The sequence below is a fragment of the Lentzea sp. NBRC 105346 genome, assembly GCF_030269605.1.
In the GTDB taxonomy this organism is placed as follows: domain Bacteria; phylum Actinomycetota; class Actinomycetes; order Mycobacteriales; family Pseudonocardiaceae; genus Lentzea.
The window spans coordinates 250,386-268,762 of sequence record NZ_BSTQ01000004.1 but is presented as its reverse complement, the minus strand read 5'-3'; the positions used below and the strand labels follow the sequence as shown (position 1 = coordinate 268,762).

Annotated in this window: 16 protein-coding genes; 8 read left to right on the top strand and 8 right to left on the bottom strand. The window is 70.9% G+C overall.

Annotated elements, in window-relative coordinates:
* Nucleotides 1-30 precede the first annotated feature (30 nt).
* Nucleotides 31-1,389 (bottom strand): tetratricopeptide repeat protein, encoded by a 1,359-nt coding sequence (locus tag QSK35_RS11190; protein ID WP_285744967.1) that lies wholly within the window; start codon nt 1,387-1,389, stop codon nt 31-33.
* Nucleotides 1,390-1,504: 115 nt separating this feature from the next.
* On the opposite strand from QSK35_RS11190, the gene QSK35_RS11185 reads away from it, so the two are divergent.
* Nucleotides 1,505-1,879, top strand: coding sequence for a hypothetical protein (locus QSK35_RS11185; RefSeq protein ID WP_285744961.1), 375 nt, complete (start codon nt 1,505-1,507; stop codon nt 1,877-1,879).
* Nucleotides 1,880-1,944: 65 nt separating this feature from the next.
* Here the strand turns inward: QSK35_RS11185 and QSK35_RS11180 are convergent, their stop codons facing one another.
* Nucleotides 1,945-2,937: a glycoside hydrolase family 5 protein gene (locus tag QSK35_RS11180; protein WP_285744959.1), complete on the bottom strand. Its 993-nt coding sequence runs from the start codon at nt 2,935-2,937 to the stop codon at nt 1,945-1,947.
* A 291-nt stretch (nt 2,938-3,228) separates the two neighbouring features.
* Between QSK35_RS11180 and QSK35_RS11175 the strand changes: the two genes are divergently transcribed.
* The 5 genes from QSK35_RS11175 to QSK35_RS11155 all read left to right on the top strand — a co-directional run bounded on the left by QSK35_RS11175 (nt 3,229) and on the right by QSK35_RS11155 (nt 8,326).
* Nucleotides 3,229-4,554: a glycosyl hydrolase family 18 protein gene (locus QSK35_RS11175; protein WP_285744957.1), complete on the top strand. Its 1,326-nt coding sequence runs from the start codon at nt 3,229-3,231 to the stop codon at nt 4,552-4,554.
* A gap of 104 nt (nt 4,555-4,658) precedes the next feature.
* On the top strand, nt 4,659-6,440 hold the full coding sequence (locus QSK35_RS11170; RefSeq protein WP_285744955.1) for a thiamine pyrophosphate-requiring protein: 1,782 nt from the start codon (nt 4,659-4,661) through the stop codon (nt 6,438-6,440).
* A gap of 67 nt (nt 6,441-6,507) precedes the next feature.
* The gene (locus tag QSK35_RS11165) at nt 6,508-6,834 is read left to right on the top strand and encodes a plasmid stabilization protein (protein WP_285744953.1); all 327 of its coding nucleotides are present in this window, start codon (nt 6,508-6,510) and stop codon (nt 6,832-6,834) included.
* Nucleotides 6,831-7,340, top strand: a complete 510-nt coding sequence (locus QSK35_RS11160; protein ID WP_285744951.1) for a DUF1360 domain-containing protein — start codon at nt 6,831-6,833, stop codon at nt 7,338-7,340. The genes QSK35_RS11165 and QSK35_RS11160 overlap by 4 nt, the downstream gene beginning before the upstream one ends.
* Entirely contained in the window at nt 7,337-8,326 is a 990-nt protein-coding gene (locus QSK35_RS11155; protein ID WP_285744949.1) for an SDR family oxidoreductase, read from the top strand. Before QSK35_RS11160 ends, QSK35_RS11155 begins: the two co-directional genes overlap by 4 nt.
* 1 nt (nt 8,327) lies before the next feature.
* Here QSK35_RS11155 and QSK35_RS11150 read toward each other — a convergent pair whose 3' ends face one another.
* On the bottom strand, nt 8,328-9,539 hold the full coding sequence (locus QSK35_RS11150; RefSeq protein WP_285744947.1) for a helix-turn-helix domain-containing protein: 1,212 nt from the start codon (nt 9,537-9,539) through the stop codon (nt 8,328-8,330).
* A 148-nt stretch (nt 9,540-9,687) separates the two neighbouring features.
* On the opposite strand from QSK35_RS11150, the gene QSK35_RS11145 reads away from it, so the two are divergent.
* Nucleotides 9,688-10,185 (top strand): hypothetical protein, encoded by a 498-nt coding sequence (locus QSK35_RS11145; RefSeq protein ID WP_285744945.1) that lies wholly within the window; start codon nt 9,688-9,690, stop codon nt 10,183-10,185.
* Between the two features lie 42 nt (nt 10,186-10,227).
* On the opposite strand, the gene QSK35_RS11140 is transcribed toward QSK35_RS11145, so the two are convergent.
* Genes QSK35_RS11140 through QSK35_RS11120 form a run of 5 tightly spaced genes read right to left on the bottom strand, consistent with a single transcriptional unit; the run spans nt 10,228 to nt 17,125 of the window.
* Entirely contained in the window at nt 10,228-11,421 is a 1,194-nt protein-coding gene (locus QSK35_RS11140; protein WP_285744943.1) for a type III PLP-dependent enzyme, read from the bottom strand.
* Nucleotides 11,418-13,097: an IucA/IucC family protein gene (locus QSK35_RS11135; RefSeq protein ID WP_285744941.1), complete on the bottom strand. Its 1,680-nt coding sequence runs from the start codon at nt 13,095-13,097 to the stop codon at nt 11,418-11,420. The genes QSK35_RS11140 and QSK35_RS11135 overlap by 4 nt, the downstream gene beginning before the upstream one ends.
* Nucleotides 13,098-13,099: 2 nt before the next feature.
* The gene (locus QSK35_RS11130; protein ID WP_285744939.1) at nt 13,100-14,308 is read right to left on the bottom strand and encodes an MFS transporter; all 1,209 of its coding nucleotides are present in this window, start codon (nt 14,306-14,308) and stop codon (nt 13,100-13,102) included.
* A complete protein-coding gene (locus QSK35_RS11125; protein ID WP_285744937.1) occupies nt 14,298-15,923 on the bottom strand; it encodes an IucA/IucC family protein in 1,626 nt (541 codons plus the stop codon). The genes QSK35_RS11130 and QSK35_RS11125 overlap by 11 nt, the downstream gene beginning before the upstream one ends.
* Nucleotides 15,920-17,125, bottom strand: coding sequence for an ATP-grasp domain-containing protein (locus QSK35_RS11120; protein WP_285744935.1), 1,206 nt, complete (start codon nt 17,123-17,125; stop codon nt 15,920-15,922). Before QSK35_RS11120 ends, QSK35_RS11125 begins: the two co-directional genes overlap by 4 nt.
* Before the next feature lie 190 nt (nt 17,126-17,315).
* Here QSK35_RS11120 and QSK35_RS11115 point away from each other — a divergent pair, with 190 nt between their 5' ends.
* The gene (locus QSK35_RS11115; protein WP_285744933.1) at nt 17,316-18,317 is read left to right on the top strand and encodes a FecCD family ABC transporter permease; all 1,002 of its coding nucleotides are present in this window, start codon (nt 17,316-17,318) and stop codon (nt 18,315-18,317) included.
* The last annotated feature ends 60 nt before the right edge of the window (nt 18,318-18,377 follow it).

The window sequence follows — 18,377 nt, the reverse complement described above, 5'->3', positions numbered from 1 at the left end:
GCACCCGGCGTCGTACGCCGCCGAGGTGGATCACCGGCGCGACGCGGTCACCAGACTGCGCGCCCGCTCCAGCAACGCACGGGCAACCGGGTTGCGCTGATGCGCCCGCGCGTGCGCTCGCAACGAGGCCATTGCCCGGTCGGCTCGCCGCGAACTCAGCAGCGGGTAGTCGTCGAGGAAGTCCTGCCAGGTCGAGCAGGCCCGCTCGAGCCGGCCCTCGGCGATCTGGAGCTCCGCGAGCTGGGCGAGCGTGATGGCACGGGAGCGACGTTCGTGGGGTGGGCGGCACCGAAGTGAGGACGCCAGCGCCCGGATCGCCGTCGCGCGATCCCCCAGGGAGACGGCTGTGGCCGCGTGCTGGTGCGCCAGCGACGCCGGGTGGTAGGCGCCCACGGCCGGTGAGGAGTTGGAGGAGCGGGCGAGGTGCCGGTCCGCGGCGGCCAGCGTCGCCATGGCGTCGCGGCGGTTGCCGACGGCGGCCTGGGCCACCGCCAGCTGTCCCAACAGGAACGCGCGGCTGTGCGCGGGCGCGGCCGAGGCCGTTCGCACGCTGCTCTCCGCCAGGTCGAGCGCCTGCGGGTGGTGCCCCAGGTGGTGCGCCTGAACGCTCAGTGCCCGCAACGCGATGGCGTAGCCGTACCCGTCGCCGCCTTCGGCCGCCAGGCGCAGGCTGGTCAGGTAGTACTGCTGGGCACTGCCGTGCAACTCGTCGTCGAAGCACATGAAGCCGCACAGATAGCTCAGTCGCGCCGCGGTCGTGAGCAGTTCACGGTGGACGGCCGGAGCCGTGTCGGCACGGAGCCAGGGCGCGATGGTGGTGCTCAGGTAACCGGCCAGCGCCTGCCGGGCGTACCCACCGCCGAGTGCCGTGTCGCTGTCGGAGAAGACGCGGATCATCGCCGCCGCCGACTCCGCTTCCGCGCGCCCCACCGGCGTGCCGTCCCCGGCCGCCTGGCCGGCGCCGCCGAGCCGGGACGAGCTCACGGCCGCCCACGTGGGCACGGCGAGGGCCGCGACGGTGTACGTCGTGCCCTTGAGCAGCGCTCTGCGCCCCGCGTCAGCGAGCCTCTCCACGGCATCCCCCCACCATGCGCTCAGATCGGTCTCGCCGGTCCGGCCGAGTCCGGTGTCACCGACCGTGACACGACGTCCAAGCGCGCGGGAGAGTCCTTCGGCCACGAGTTCCGGGACTGGTGACCTCGGTCGAACGCCTGACAACCATTGGGTGACCGACGATCGTTGGTAACCGAGCGTGAGACCGGCCTCGACGCCGAGCTCGTTGACCGTGCGGACCAGCGCCTCGCCGGTCCAGCCCGCCTCGGCCAGGAGCAGGCGGAGCTGCACGTTCGGGACTCGCCGCCGCATGACCAGCCCTCCGGTGTTCAACACGGCCGGGTTTTCAACACCTTGGGCGCCGCTCGAGACTTCCCAGGATGCTCACTCATTGTGCACAGTCGACACCGGTGGGTATAAGTCACCGAACGGGTTGGAATCGAGGTTGGGTATGAGCCCCAGCGAGCGCCGTTTCCCGACGTCAGCACGGGTGTGGCTGCGCACCGAGGAGAGCGGCGTGGTGCGCGCCGACCTGGTCACGAGGATCTGGACCGGCAGATGCGACCGGGTGTCGATGCGACTCTCCCGCGACCACGTCGTACTGGTGCAACTGAGTGACGACATCGGGCCATCCGGTGCCCGGTCGCACGTCGTCGCCAGGGCCGCTACGGCTGACCGGGCAGCCCGCCTGATGGCCCAGCTGCTGACCGAGATCGAGTCGGCTCTGCACGGGCAGTTCGGCGGGTGCATCGAGGTGCATCCCGACCGCGGTCCAGAGCTGAAGTCGCTGCTGCGGCCCCCTGCCGCGGCACTGGCCGGCGCCTGAATCGCTCATCCGGCCGAAAGGCTCACCAAGGCGATCCGTGTTCGCCTTGGTGAGCCCGTTCGGCGTTACGCGGCGAGGAAGCCGTTCACCAGAGCGAGCCAGTCCGCCTTCACGATCCACGCGTTGGGATCGGACGGGTCGCGGTAGTAGATGCCGTGCGTGTTCGGGTTGGTACCGACAATCCGGTACGTCCACCACGCCCAGCCGATGTTGTTGTCTTCGAACGCGCGCAGCACGGTGCGGGCCTTCAACTTGGCGTCGGTGTCACCGCTCTCGATGCCGACCTGGTTGATCCACACCGGCGCGTGATGGGTGTTCCGGAAGTCGACGATGCCCGGAATCCGGTTCAGCGGCTTGTCGAAGATGAAGTAGTTGCAGGTGTAGATGACCTTCGGGTCGACCGTGGTGTAGGCGCCCGCGAGGTGACCGCAGTTGTAGTTGTCGTTCGGCCCCACCACAACCGGGGTCCGGCGGTCGATACCGCGGATCACGCCGATCATCTCGTCGTAGAACGCGCGCACCCCGGCGTCGTCGACGCCGATCGGCTTCGGCTCGGGCAGGATCTCGAACGCGCCCATGTACGCGGTCGACTTGTACCGCCGGACGAGGAACTGCCAGACCTCGGCGAACTCCCGCTTCTTCTCCGGGTTGGTCCAGAAGTTGTCCGGACGGCCACCGGCCCCCTGCCCGTAGTCCGAGTCGACGAACAGCGTGATCCACATGTGGTGGCTGCTCGCCCACGCGACGGTCTGGTCGAGGGTCGCGAGGTGCGCGGGCGAGATGTGGCCCGGCGCGTCCGGGTCACGGCTGTCCACGCCGTCCTTCCACTCGCCCCACCAGCGCAACGGAATGCGGACCGAGTTCGCGCCCGCCGCCACGTTGTCACCGGGGTCCTGCGGCTGGACCGTGCCCCACTGGCCCCAGTTGTACCCCCGCAGCACGATCGGGTGCCCGGCCGGATCGACGATGTCCGCACCGGACACCGACAGCCGCCCCAGCGCGGCCGGCCCCGGATCGGCCGACGCTGGAGCAAGCCCTGCCACCAGCCCTGCCGACATCAGCAAACCGGCTAAAACCCGTCTGTAGCGTGTCATGTCATCCCCTCGATGATCGGAAACCGTTCGGGGCGATACGTTGCCGGGCCCGTGATCGTTTCGGGTTCGGGCGATGTTCGGGGAATGTCAAGATCAGCCCGCGCTAGCACTTCTCAAGCGGAATCGCTTCCCTTGTGTACGTGGCGAAGCTGAGCGCCGTACCGGAATCCGTTCCGGTCCCGGAACGATCTTCCTGCCAGGGGTCTAGACCCCTACCGTCGCCAGTCGGGCGCACGGAGTGGAAGGCAACCCCGCATGCGAATCTCCCGCCTCGCCACGGCCGGCCTAGCGCTGGCGGCCGCCGCGGCGACAATGACGATCACGGCACCGGCGGCGCAAGCCGCGTATCCGCCGGGCTTCAAGAGCGTCGGCTACCTGCCGTCGTGGTCCGGCAACGTCAGCGCCATCCAGTACGGCAAGCTGACGCACATCAACTACGCCTTCGCGCTGCCGAACTCCAACGGCACGCTGCAGGCGATCCCCGACCCCGGCAAGCTCCAGCAACTGGTAAGCCTGGGGCACCAGAACGGGGTCAAGGTCTCGCTCGCGATCGGCGGCTGGAACGACGGCAACGACTCGGCGTTCGAGCAGCTGGCCGGCAACGCGAACGCGCGCACCACGTTCGTCAACAGCGTGGTCGGCACGATCAACCAGTACAGCCTCGACGGCGTCGACATCGACTGGGAGTACCCGGATCCAGGGCAGTCGGGCAACAACTTCACGGCGTTGATGCAGCAGCTCAGCAGCGCGATGCACAGCCGGGGCAAGCTGCTGACCGCCGCGGTCGTCAGCGAGGGCGGCACGGCGGAGGGGGTGCAGCCGGCCGTGTTCGGCGCGGTCGACTGGCTCAACATCATGGCGTACGACGGCGGCAGCCCACATGCGAACTACGACTGGTCGATCGGCAGCGTGAACTTCTGGAAGGGGCGCGGACTGCCCGCGAGCAAAGCGGTTCTGGGCGTGCCGTTCTACAGCCGCCCGACCTACCTCACCTACGCGCAGCTTGTGCAGATTGACCCCGCCAACGCCAACCGCGACTGCACGACCGTCAACGGCCAGCAGCAGTGCTACAACGGCCTGCCGACCATCCGGCGCAAGACGCAGTGGGCGGTGGGCAACGCGGGCGGAATCATGAACTGGGAGCTGTCGCAGGACACCAGCGGCAGCACGAGTCTGCTCAGCGCGATCTTCGAGACCGCCTCCGGCAGCACCGGTGGCACGATCACCGGTTACGGCGGCAAGTGCGTCGACGTCGCGGGCGCGAACTCCGCCAACGGCACGGCGGTGCAGCTGTGGACGTGCAACGGCACCAACGCACAACAGTGGAGCCGCAACGGCACAACACTGAGGGCGCTCGGCAAGTGCCTGGACGCTACCGGCACGGCCAACGGCGCGGTGACGCAGATCTGGGACTGCACCGGCGCCCCGAACCAGCAGTGGCAGGCGCAGGCGGACGGCACGCTGCGCAACCCCGCGTCCGGCAGATGCCTTGACGCGACTGGACCGAGTTCCGCCGACGGCACCCGGCTGCAGCTCTGGGACTGCTACGCCGGCGCCAACCAGCGGTGGTCGTTCACGTAATCCCCGTCCAGAGAGGACAGACACCCGGTGCATCCGCACCGGGTGTGTGTTGACGATCAGCTGAGGGGGTAGGCCCGGAGGACGAGCGAACTTGGAGGGAAACCATGCCCGAGACGGTCGCCGACCACGTGCTGTCCAGGTTGCGGGACTGGCAGGTCGATCAGGTGTTCGCCTATCCGGGTGACGGGATCAACGGCCTCGTCGCCGCGTTCGGCAAGGCGGAGGACCGGCCCCGCTTCATCCAGGTCCGGCACGAGGAGATGGCCGCGCTCGCGGCGGTCGGGTACGCCAAGTTCTCCGGCCGGGTCGGGGTGTGCCTGGCCACGTCGGGTCCCGGAGCGATCCACCTGCTCAACGGGTTGTACGACGCGAAGCTCGACCACGTGCCGGTCGTCGCGATCGTCGGGCAGACCGCGCGCAGCGCCATGGGCGGCAGCTACCAGCAGGAGGTCGACCTCCAGTCGCTGTGCAAGGACGTCGCGAGCGAGTACCTCGTCGAGGTGAACGTCCCCGCCCAGCTGCCCAACGCGATCGACCGCGCGATCCGCGTGGCGCTCGCCGAGCGCTGCCCCACGGTTGTGATCATTCCCGGTGACGTGCAGGAGGCGGAATACACGCCGCCACAACACGCGTTCAAGCAGATCCCGTCCAGCCCGCCGAGCGCGCCGCGGGCGGAAGTCGTGCCGCCACAGGAGGAACTCCAGCGGGCGGCGGAGATCCTCAACGCCGGCGAGAAGGTCGCCGTCCTCGTCGGCCAGGGCGCGCGGTCGGCGGCCGCCGAGGTCGAGCGGATCGCCGAGCTCACCGGTGCCGGGGTAGCGAAAGCCTTGCTGGGCAAGGACGTGCTGCCCGACGACCTGCCGTACGTGACCGGTTCCATCGGGTTGCTCGGCACCCGACCGAGCTACGAGCTGATGCGTGACTGCGACACCCTGCTGATCGTCGGCTCGAACTTCCCGTACTCGCAGTTCCTGCCGGAGTTCGGCCAGGCGCGCGGCATCCAGATCGACATCGACGGCAAGTTCATCGGCATGCGGTACCCGACCGAGGTCAACCTCGTCGGCGACGCGAAGACGACGCTCACGCGGCTGGCGGACCTCGTTGCGCACAAGCCGGACCGGGCGTGGCGCGAGAAGATCGAACGCAACGTCGCCGGATGGTGGGACACCATGGAGCAACAGGCCATGGTGGCCGCCGATCCCGTCAACCCGATGCGGGTCGTGTGGGAGCTGTCCAGCCGCGTGCCCGAGAACGCGATCGTGACCGCGGACTCCGGTTCGTCCACCAACTGGTATGCCCGCGACCTGCGGATGCGCCGCGGGATGCGCGGGTCGTTGTCCGGCACGCTGGCCACCATGGGCGCGGGGGTGCCGTACGGCGTCGGCGCGAAGTTCGCGCATCCCGACCGGCCGGTCGTCGTGCTCGCCGGAGACGGCGCGATGCAGATGAACGGCATGAACGAGCTGATCACCATCCGCCGCTATGCCGACCGGTGGTCGGATCCGCGGCTGGTGATCTGCGTGTTCCACAACAACGACCTCAACCAGGTCACGTGGGAGCTGCGCGCGATGGGCGGAGCGCCGAAGTTCGAGGAGTCGCAGACGCTGCCGGACGTCGACTACGCGGCGTTCGCGCGCTCCCTCGGCTTCGAGGCGGTCAACGTCGACGAGCCCGAACAGATCGGGCCGGCATGGGACCTCGCGCTCGCCGCCGACCGGCCCACGGTGCTCGACGTGCGCTGCGACCCCGAGGTGCCGCCGATCCCGCCGCACGCGACGTTCGAGCAGGTCAAGTCGCTGACCGAGGCGATCCTGCGGGGTGATCCGGCCGCCTGGCACCTCATGGTCGAGGGCGCGAAGACGAAGGCGCGGGAACTGCTGTCCTGATCGTGCGTACCCCCGGCCGGTTGCGGGTAGCCATCCGGAAAGGCCGGTTCAGTGGTCGGGAGGAGACATGCCGCAGGCCTGGAGCAACAAACGCGAACGTCAGTACAAGCACATCAAGTCCTCGGCGAAGAAGCGGGGCGCGGGCGAGGACCGCGCGGAGGAGATCGCCGCGCGCACGGTGAACAAGAACCGCGCGCAGTCCGGTGAGTCCAAGACCGCCAGTCGCTCGTCCACAAAGGACAAGTCGCCGCAGAGCCGGGGCGGGCAGCGGTCCGGGAGCAAGGGTCCCAAGGGACCGACGAAGGAACAGCTCTACAACGAGGCGAAGAAGCGCAACATCAAGGGACGCTCGAGGATGACCAAGCAGCAACTGCAACGAGCTCTGGGCCGATGACGACTCCCACGCGGAGGATGGCGCGCAAGTACGCGGGACACGCGGACCGTCCGGTGCGCGGCTACGCGGTGGTGCTCGGGACCTACACCCTGACCGTGTCGGCGCTGGGCCTGCTCGGCCGCGCCTTCGGGGTGCGGCTACCGGACCGCCTGACGTGGCCGGACACATTGCTGCTCGGTACCGCGACGCACAAGGCGAGCCGGCTGCTCACCAAGGACGCCGTCACCTCGCCGCTGCGCGCGCCGTTCGCCGAGTTCGACGAGGAGACCGGCATGGGCGAGGTCAACGAGTCCGTGCGCGGACGCGGTGTCCGCCACGCGGCCGGTGAGCTGCTGACCTGCCCGTTCTGCCTGGCGGTCTGGGTGTCGACGGGGTTCACCGCGGGCATGGTGTTCGCACCGCGGCTCACCCGGCTCGTCGCCACCATGCTGACCGCCATCGGCGTCTCCGACGCCCTGCAGATCGGCTACGACGCGGCGCGTGAGTCGATCAAGAAGCAGTCATGACCCGCGTCGTCGTGGTGACCGGGGCGAGCGCGGGCGTCGGGCGTGCGACGGTGCGCGAGTTCGCCCGCCGCGGGGACCTCGTGGCATTGCTCGCACGTGGAGAGACAGGCCTCGCCGCCGCGGCGAGGGACGTCGAGGCGCTGGGCGGCCGGGCACTGCCCATCAGCCTGGACATCGCCGACGCCGCGGCGGTGGAGGCCGCCGCCGACCTGATCGAACGCGAGCTCGGGCCGATCGACGTCTGGGTCAACAACGCCTTCTCGTCGGTGTTCGCCTCGTTCACCGACATCACGCCCGCCGAGCTCAAACGCACCACCGAGGTCACCTACCTCGGCGCCGCCTACGGAACCCGCGCGGCACTGGCGCGGATGAAGCCGCGCGACCGCGGCACGATCGTGTTCGTCGGCTCGGCGCTGGCCCGGCGCGGCATCCCGCTGCAGACCGGTTATTGCGCCGCGAAGCACGCCGAGTACGGCCTCTACGAGTCACTGCGCTGCGAGCTGCTGCACGACCGGTCGAACGTGCGGATCACGATGGTGCAGCTGCCCGCGGTGAACACCCCGCAGTTCGGCTGGGTCCGCTCACGGCTGCCGCGCCACGCGCAGCCCGTGCCGCCGATCTACCAACCCGAGGTCGCCGCCCAGGCGATCGTCTACGCGGCCGACAACCCCCGCCATCGCGAGTACCTGCTCGGGGCGTCGACCGTGCTCACCGTGACCGCCAACAAGATCGCGCCTGGGCTGCTCGACCGCTATCTGGCCCGCACCGGCTACCGGTCCCAGCAGACCGGTGAACCGCGTGATCCCGACGCGCCGGACAACCTCTACTCGGCGGTCGACGCCGTAGCCGATCACGGCGCACACGGCGAGTTCGACCGGCTGGCGCACAGCCGGAGCCCGCTGCTCTGGTTGCGGCAGCACCGTTGGATGGTCGGCGCCGGTGCGTTGACGGCGGCGACCGTGCTGCGGCTCGCGGTGCGGCGGTAGGTCAGGCCGTTCGCTGATCAATCGCCCGCCGGCACTGCGGGGGCCTGGCTGCGTAGACCTGGCCGCGGAACCGTTGCACCGCGGGCACGTGCTGCCATTCGGCGGCGAGCTCGTCGAGCAGCAGCAGCTGGTCGACGACGCGGCGCGAGCGCACGGAGTCGAACACGCCGAGCACGTCGCTGCCGATCGTGACCGCCTCCGCGACCTCGCCCTCGGCCATCGCCAGCCGGGCCAGCAGGAGGCGTGCGAGCAGCCGGGACCGCGCCCGGTTCTCGCCGTGTCCGGCGACCGCGGTCGATATCCGCTCCCGCGCCTCGTCGACGCGGTCGCCGCGCAGGGCGAGTTCGACGAGTGCGGCGCCGGTATCACCGCAGTGCTGCGCGCGGTCGTAGTACGCCATCCACGGCTGGTCCTCGGCGGGCGAGGACCGCTCGAAGTGCTCGTCGGCCACGCCGACGGCGTCGATCGTGCCCTGGACGTCGCGCATCGCGGCGAACGCGCGGGCGCGCGCGGCGTGCAGCATCGCGCGTTCGGTGGCAGTCAGCCGGTCGGCTCGCACCAGCCCGCGTTCGGCGAACGTCAGCCCCGCGTCCGCGTCACCGCTCCACGTCGCCTGACGGGCGAGCGACGACAGGACGTAGGCGCGGATGTGCCAGTCGCCGCTCTCCTCGGCACAGCGCAGCGCGAAGTCGAAGTACCGGCGCGCGACGTCGTGCTCGCCGGCGTCGAACGCCGAGAAGCCCGTGGTGTGCGCGAGCTGCGCGACGGCGTGGTGCAGCGACGCGCGCAGGTCGTCCGGACAGGACGCTTGAAGCAGGTGTTCCGCCTGCCGCATCCCGGCGGTGACCAGCTCGCGCATCGACCATCCGCCGTAGGTGTGCTGCAGCTCGGTGAACATCTCCGCGGTCTTCCCGATCTGCGCGATGTCCCATGACGTCACGGCGATTCCGGCCGGCCGCTCGGCCTTGCGGGTGTTGCGGAATCCGAGCTCGCCGTCTTCGGCCGCGCGGAACACGGCCCGCAGCGCTTCGCGATAGTCCTCCGATGGCCAGCAGATGACGCCGCGTTCGAGCTTGCCGACGTAGTTGGCGTCGATCTCGACCTGGCGTCCGTGGATGTTCCAGACGTGGGCGTTGACCAGCTCCGCGAGCTCGTCGCGGGTCAGGCCCGCCTGTTCGCGGGCAGTCCTCAGCCGGGTGTTGCGCACTGTCACCGTCGGCCTCCCCTGACGACGTGGTGACTCCCCGTACACGGTGACGCCGTTCGGCCCAGCGTGTCAAGGAAGCCTCCCCCGAGGGATCCCTCCGCACCGCGGTTCGGCGCGGCGAGACTCGGTTCGTCTTGGAACGAAAGGAAATTCCATGCTCACGACGAAAGCCCGACGCTGGACGGCGATGGTCGCCGCGGTCCTGTTCTGCGGTCTCTCGACCGGCACCGCGAGCGCGGACGCCTGGTACGCCGACGTGACTAACTCGCAGGGCGTGTTCTGGAGCGGTCCCCTGTGGCCGTGCTGGAACACCTGGTGGATCCTGACCGGCCCCTACCCGAGCGACAAGAGGCTCGCCGCCTGCACGAACGGGCAGTCGTTCGCGCAGATCGACTGGGCGACGGGCACCAGGGAGTGGGTGATGGTCCAAACCGACCACAAGATCGTCCGCACGGTGCCGAACAACCCGCACTGGACTCAACTCGGCAACGGTGTCGCCAACAGCCACACCGGCGCCGGAATCCGCGTCCTGAGGCGTTCGGTCAACGGCGCGGGCCGGGTCACCTCGATCACCCTGAAGGTCTACGGGACCGACGGGATGTACTGCGTCAACGGCGACGGCCGCCGCTGGAGCAACTGGTACAGCTGCTGAGCTTCCCGGCCGGCTTCCCACTGGGGGTGGGAAGCCGGCCGGTCACCGAGCTCCCACGTGCCGGACCTCGGGCCGCGGGTGCATGAGGAAGTCGCTGTGGCTGATGTTGTAGGCGTATGCGCCCGCCATCGCGAACAGGACCACGTCACCCACCCGCACCGGCCCCGCCTCGATCCGCCGGGCCAGCACGTCCTTCGGGGTGCACAGCTGGCCGACGAACGTGACGGCCTCCTCGGTCGCCCGCCGCGGCCACGGCTCGGTCCACGACTCCACCGGCACGACCACGAGCGGCTGGTCGTGTCCCTTCGCCGCCGGGGTCCGCAGGTGGTGGGTACCGCCCGCGCACACCGCGAACCATTCGCCGTGACTGCGCTTGAGGTCGAGCACACGGCTCGCGTACCAGCCCGAGTACGCGCTGACGGCCCGGCCCGGTTCAACCCGGACGACACCGTCGAACCCTTGCGGGACAAGGGAAAGCAGCTGACGCGAGTACTTCTGCCAGTCGAACAGCTCGGCCGGCCGCCCGTACTCGACGGACATGCCGCCACCGACGTTGACCTCGCGCAGCCCCAGCCGGTGCCGTCGCGCGAACTCCGTGGCCCACAACAGGATCGCGCCACCTTGCGCAGCACACGCCTCGGCGTCGAGACCGCTCGCGAGGTGCGCGTGCACGCCGACGACGTCGATCGCGGGGAGGTCGGGCAACGCCGCGACGCACGCGTCGGCCTCGACGGGATCCATGCCGAACGGGCTGGGCACGCCACCCATGGTCAGGACGCCCCCGCCGGTGTCGCCGGTGGAGATGTTGACGCGCAACAGGACTGAAGCGACCACGCCGGCCTCCGCCGCGGCCCGGTTGAGCCGGCGCAGCTCGGAGAAGCTCTCCACGTGGTAGCGGTGCACACCGGCCGCGACCGCCGCCGCGAGCTCCGCGTCGGTCTTCCCGGGGCCGCCGAACGCGAGCAGCGCGCCGGGCACGTGCTCCCGGACGTGGGCGAGCTCGCCGCCACTGGCCACCTCCAGGCCGTCGGCGTGCCGGGCGATCACCTTGAGCAGACCGGGATCCGGGTTGGCCTTGACCGCGTGCAGCAGCTCAAGGCCCGTGGTCCGGGCGCGGATCGCGGCGACGTGCGCGTCGAGGTGCGCCAGGTCGTAGAGGTACGCCGGTCCGGATACCTCCAGCGCTGCGCGCGTGACGGCCTCGGTCACCGGGATCGCGGGAATCGTTGTGGTCACAGGAACTCCCCCTGGCCGAGCGGGTTGGGGAACGGCACGTAACCCGCGTGCCGGTCGGCGCGGCGCTCCCAGCGCACGAGCAGGTTCGTCTTGGCGGGCAACGGAACACCGGCGAGCAGCGCCCGCAGCCGCGGCGGGTGGCCGAGCTCGGCGCTCGTCTCCGCGACGACGTCGGAGAGCGTCGACCACAGGTCGTCCTCGAGGTGCGGCGCCAGGTCGGCGAGCGCGGCGGCGACCTCGGTCAGGTTGTTGACGAAGAGGCAGTACGCGATGCGGTTCCAGCCGCGTTCGTCGTCGTAGCCCGCGGCCAGCGCCACGTCCGCCGGCATGGCCGCCAGCGTGGCGGTGTGCCGGTCGCCGATGAGCTTGGTGCCCTCCAGGTCGCGGACCAGCACGCGGGACGGCATCCGGTCCGGGCCGACGGCGACCAGGACGTTCTGCGGGTGCGGTTCGAGGACGACGCCGTGCTCGGCCCACAACCGCAGCACCGGAGGTACGAGCATGCGGACGTAACGCTCCCACCACCGCTGCGCCCAGGCGCGTTGATCGGCGACATCGCAGAGGTCGGCGAGCCGCGTGCACGTGCCCGCCGGGTCGGGGTGTTCGGCGGCCAGCGTGCCCACGAGGTGCACCCGTTCCCCCGGACGCAGGTGCTCGCGCAGGCCGCCGCGCGCGATGGTGCCGAACGCCTCGACGAGCTCGGGCACCGCGACGCTGCGGGCGGCGGGTTCGGGCAGGAAACCGAAGTCCGGGTACTTGGCGGTGACGGCCGCGAACGGTCCACTGAGGACATCGGTGAGCACGACCGCGCCCGCCAGCTCGTAGGCCGCGTTCTTGCGCAGGCAGTTGGTGATGCGGACGTTGAGGCTGGTCTTGAGGAACAGGTCCGCCTCGGGCTGGTACAGCGTGCGGACGCTCGCGGTCGGGTGGAACACCGGGCCGATCTCGCCCAGGTCGCGCAGGACGCCGTCGCGCAACGCCGCGCGCAGCACCGGGCCGAGCTCGGGGTCCTGCCGGACGAGCTGGAACTGCCACGGGTGAACGGGAATCGCGCCCGGCACCGGGACTCCCGCATGCCGGTCGAAGTCGCCGTGCTCCAGGACCTGGTCGCTCGCGAGCCAGCGCAACGGGAACGCGGTGCGCGTCTCCGGTGCGAAGCGCCGCCACTGGGCCGGGTCCCCGGACCGCCACTTCGGCGCCGGGTGCCGGGGGTGCCCGGCGAGCAGGGCCTGTTCGGAGTCCAGGTAGTCGCCCGCGACGCCGCCGACCGGCCGCTGTGGGTGTGCGGGCCGTGTCAGCAGGATGTCGGCGAGGGTGTCGCGGCTCGCGGTGACCTGGGCGACGAACTCGTCGTTGCGGTAGCCGCTGCGGTAGGTGAGCTCGGCGCCGATGAGCCGGGCCAGCTCGTCGATGGTCAGGTCGTCCCAGTCGTCCGCCGAGTCGTGGACCTGCACGGGTCCGGTGAACCGGTGCGCGGCGACGGTCGAGGCGCGGCGCACCCGCGCCCGCAGCAACCGTCCGCTGTGCGGCAGGCGGACCAGCAGGTGGCCATCCACCAAGGTGGTCTGCTGTTGCGGGCCCGCGACCTCCCGCACCAGCGTGCCGAGGAGTGTGTGGCCCGCCAGGAGATCGGCCGTGGCCGGTCGTGAACTCTTTTCCGTGAGGGACACGGTCACGGTCAACTCCGGCTCTCTGCGGTGGCACGGGTGATGCGGAAGACGCTCGTCGCGAGCACGGCGCCGGTGACGACGGCGACGACGAGCGGGGCGGCGGCGCCCCAGGCGGCGAGTGCGGAAGCCGCGACGCCGGCGACCACGGCACCGCCCTTGGACCACGCCTCGACGGTGCCGAACAACCGGCCCGGCGCCCGCCCCCGTGCCGCCTCGGCGGACAGCTGGGACAGGGCGGTCAGGCCGCAGGTGAGGGCCGCGCCGAGCAGTACCCGGCCGGCGATCAGCCAGCCGAGCCCCGCGTCCGGGAGGAAGACCGGAACGAGGTGCAACAGCGCGGAGATCGCGGCGCACGCGTACCCCACGAGCAGGCCGGCACGGGCCCGGTCGCGCAGGAAGCGCAACGCCGGGGCGGCGGCGAGCAGGTAACACAGGTGGGGCAACGCGAACAGCAGGGCACTGGCCCATGGCGGCAGCTCGGGAGCGATCTTCGCCGCCAGCGGCAGGAAGTACGGGAACGTGACGACCGTGGCGAGCACGAACCCCGCCTCGGCCAGGCACAGGCCCCGCACGCTGATCCGCGACCGGCGGTCCGGTTCCGGTTCGGGTTCGTTCTCGGTCACCGGCTCCGCGCGCGTGCCCGGTTCCGGCAGCACGAGCGTCACCACGGCGGCGACCAGCGGCAGCAACGCCGCCAGGCCGTACATCTGGCGGACCGACAGCTCCGAGGCCAGCAGCCCGGCCAGCACCGGCGCGCCCGCCAGGGCGGCCCGGGCCGAGCCCTGCATCAACGCGAGTGCCCGCGCGAGCGGCTGACCGTCCAAACCGGACGCGAGATACGCGGCGCTGGCCGCGAAGGTGCCGCCGAGCAGGCCCTGTGCGGCCAGTGCCGCCGCCAGCATCGGCAGGCTGTCCGCCAGCGCGGCGAGCGTGAACGCGAGCGCGAGCCCGAGTTGTGCGCGGACCAGCAGGGTGCGCCGGCCGTACCGGTCGGCGAGCCGGCCCCAGATCGGCGCGGCCACCGCCGTGCACAGCGTGGGCACGACGTACAAGACGCCGGCCCAGCGCGCCTGCGGGTCACCGAGCTCCGGCAGCAGCTGCGGCAGGTAGGGCGGCAGGCCGAGCGCGGCGAACGCGGCCGAGCAGTGCGCCACGGTCACCGCCCCGACGTGCCCTCGGCGCAGGGCCTGTGGCCGGGCGATCGTCTCAACGGACATCGGAACCACCCCGCAGGTAGTTCGGCCCGCTGTACCGGTAGTGCTTGTTGATGTCCGTGCACCCCAGCCGGTGCTTCGGCAGCAGCGTGCCGGACGTGACCATTGCCTTGATCGGCAACCGATCGGCGTCCAGGACCTTGCGGCGCAACAGGTCCACCGCCGCCCGCGAGCCCGCGTCCGCGGGATCGTGCCAGCGCTCGACCGCCTCCTCGAGGCGGCGGCGTGCGAGGGCGAACAGCGAGCGGCGGCCGGACGCGACGATCGGCGCTGCGACACACAGGTGCAGCGTGATCGTGGTGAACATGTCCGCGAGCTCGGCGGGATCGGACACGGCAATGCGCTCGTCGGCGAACGGCCCGGCCGGTTCACCGAGCGCGGCCTCCAGGCGGGCGCGGTCGATGCGGGCGCCGTCGTCATCCTTGTAGACCAGGCGCACCGACTGTCCGAACGCGACGGTGATGTTCTGCTGGTGCGACTCGAGCGCGACGCCGTACCGCAACCACAGCGCGACGTGCCAGTCGAGCAACGCGGTCAGGTAGCTGTCGAACCAGGCCTCGACGTCACCGCCCGAGAACCGGTCGAGCAGGGTGCTCTCCGGCCGGTGCGGGTCCTCCGCGAGCAGGGCCGCGGCGGGCACGAGCGTGTCGTTCGCGATCTCGGCGGGGTACCGGCGGATGAGCACGGCGAGCATCTCGTCGGCGCTGTCGAGCCAGGCGGACTCGTCGGCGAGCAGCACGTTCGCCGCCAGCCCGGATTCGCGATCCAGGATCTTCTGCAACAACCGGTGCACGGCGTCGCCGTCGGCCAGGGTCCCCGGCTTGATGCTGCGCTTGTTGCGCGCGCCCAGGGTCGCCGTCGGCAGCGGCAGCTTCAGGTGCGTGCCGGGTTCGGCGTGCAGGGCGACCGTGCGGGTCGACAGCGTCGGCGTCACATCGAGCCCAGGCAGGTCCACAGTGGACAAACCGAGCCGTTCGACCGTGAGCGGGTGCACCGGGACCGCGAAGTCGTCGCCTTCGAGGTCCGGCCACCAGCCGGGCAGTTCACCGGCGAGGGCGGGCGACAGGTTGAGCTTCTCTCGTGGGACCGCAGTCCACTGCAACCGGAAGGACGGCAGGAACTCCGGTGCGTACCGGCGTAACTCGCTTTCGCTCATCCCCCACCGGCACCGGCCGGTCGGATGCACGGGGTGGTCGCGCAGCGCCGCCAGCGCCTCGAAGTCGAGCAGGCCGCTGAAGCCGGTGGCCCCGGGATCGACCTTGGCGTACAGCTCGGGACGCGCGGCGTCGTGCAGGCGGACGGTGGCCAGGGTCTGCGCGCACTCCTCGGTGAACGACGCCCAGCCCGCCTCCGCCTCCTCGTCGTTCCGGGGCGCGAGCTCCGCCAGCACTTCGGTGAGCGTCGTCAGCACGCGCTCCCCGACGACGAGCCGCGGTTCGGCGACGGCATGATCGGCCAGGAAACCGTCCGGGCGCACGGGAAAACGCACGACCCGGCCGTCCGGCAACGGCGCCTCCCACCACTGCCCGGTCAGCGAACCGTTGGTGTGCAGCCCGAGATGGTCCTCGCGCCACAACGCGTCCAGCACGCGCAGCAGCAGATCGCTTTCGGCACTCACGCGATCACCCACTTGTGGTCGGCGAGGAAGCCGTCGACCGCGGTGTCGACGGTGGCCACGTCGGGACCGATGCCGTGCACCGCCGCCAGGTAGTCGCGGTTGGTGCCGTGCAGCGGTGCGGTGACTCCGATCTCACGCAACGGCCGGTGCCCGATCCGGACCTCGCCGACCTGTTCGACCAGCGCGGCAGGTGCGTCGACGAGCGTTCCGGCGCGGTCGGCCATGACGTAGTCCACGCGGCCGTGCCGCGCGATCGTCGCGGGATCGGGCAGCTCACCGAGCGTCCCGCCGAGGTGCAGCTTGATCAGTTCGGCGAACAGGTCGACGCCGAGCAGCTCGGACGTGATCAGGTCCATGGTGTCGCCGATGAGCCGGTAGTTGACCTCGATGATCCGCGCGCGGTCGCCGTCGGCGACGAACTCCGTGTGACACGCTCCGAAGCCGACGCCGAGCGCGTCGAGCTGTGCCCTCAGGTGTGCCGTCACCGGCGCGGGCAGCACCGGGTCCCACTCCAGGCGGTCCTCGGTGAACCGCGGCGGCGGGCCGAGCGTGGTGCGCCAGGAACCGAAGTGGTGCAACGAGGTTCCGTCGCCGAGCGTCTCGTAGGTCCGCAGCGGCCCGGCGAGGTACTCCTCGGCCACGAGCGTCAGGCCGGGCTTGCGGCCGCGGATCTCGCCCACGGTCGCGACGAGCTCGGCGTGATCGGCCACGAGCGAGGCGTCCTCGCTGGCCACGCCTTCACGCGGCTTGACCACCGCCGGGAACGGGATGTCGATGGACGCGGGATCGTCCCGCGGGCCGATCTCTACGCTCGTCACGACGTCGAGCCCGGCCTCGGCGAGCGTGCGGCGGGTGAGGAACTTGTTCTTGCACCGCAGCGCCGCCTGCCACGATTTGCCCGGCAGGCCGAGCAGCTCCGCGGCCAGCGCGGTGGCGGTCTGCAGGTGATCGCTGTTGCTCAGCAGCGCGTCCGGACGCCCGAATCGCGCCACGAGCGAGTGCACCCGAGCGGCGACCGCCCCGGCGTCGCGGACGTCGGTGTCGATCACGGCGATCGGCGCGGGGCCGTTCTCGTACGCCTTCAGGTGATCGTCCACCTGGTTCGTGAGCAGCACCGATTCCAGTCCGAGCCGGTGCGCGGCGGGGAGCAGACCGACCGTGACCGCGTCCGTGGGGTTCAGCGCGGTGATGTAGATCGGCACGATCCGTCCCCCTCGACGTTGTCTACCTTAACCTAGGCATACCTAAATAAGTGTGCCCTAATTTGGCAAACCGATCGGTCATGACAATCAACACGCCGCAGGCCCTTGCTTAACCGAGCCTTACCTAATTAGATTCGCGCCCGTTTGGCCCCGATCGGGCCAGACCTTGATCACCTGAGGGGAGCAGCTCGTGAGGGTGCGCACCGCGGCCGGATGGCTCACCGCGTTCGTGCTGCTCGGCACCGCCGTCGCGGCCAGCCTGTTCCTGGGCGGGCGTGAGCTCGGACTCGGTGAGGTCGTCCGCGCGCTGACCGAGCCCGACGGCGGCACCGCCGACCTGGTCGTCAACGGCATCCGCGTCCCGCGCACGTGGCTCGGCCTGCTGGCCGGGTCGGGGCTCGCCGTGGCGGGCGCGGTGATGCAGGGCATCACCCGCAACCCGATCGCCTCCCCCAGCGTGCTGGGCATCAACGCCGGCGCGTCGTTCGCCGTCGTGGCCGCCATCCACGTGTTCGGCGTGGCGAGCGCGGCGGGCTACGCGGGCGCCGCGATCGCCGGCGCCGCCATCGCCGCCGTCCTCGCGTACGGGCTGGCCACCGCCGGCGCGCCCGCCGCACCGACGCGACTCGCGCTGGCCGGCGCGGTGATCGCCACGATGTTGTCGGCGTGGACGACGACGATCCTCGTGCTCTCCGGTCGCACGCTCGAGGAGGCCAGGCACTGGCTCGCCGGGTCACTCGTCGCGCGTGATCCCGGGATCATGGTCTACAGCGCGCCGCTGGTGATCGCCGGTCTGCTGATCGCGTTCGGGCTGGCACGCTCGCTGGACGCGCTCGCGCTCGGCGACGAACAGGCCGTGTCGCTCGGCGTGCACCCGACGCGCGTCCGCCTGGTGGGAGCACTCGCCGTCGTGCTGCTGGCCGGGGCGGCCGTCGCGGCGGCCGGGCCGATCGCCTTCGTCGGACTCGCCGTGCCGCACCTGATCCGGCTCGTCTCCGGGGCCGAGCACACGCGGCTGCTGCCGGCCTGTGCGCTGCTCGGCCCCGTGCTGCTGCTGACGGCCGACGTGGTGGGGCGGTTGGTCGCCCGGCCCGCCGAGCTCGAGGTCGGCATCGTCACCACGTTGATCGGCGCACCGGTGCTGATCGTGCTCGCGCGCCGCGCCTCAACCATCCGCGCGGAGGGCCGATGACCACCGACGAAAGTGCCCTGAAGGGCACCCTCACGGCACCAGACGCCCTGAAGGGCACCC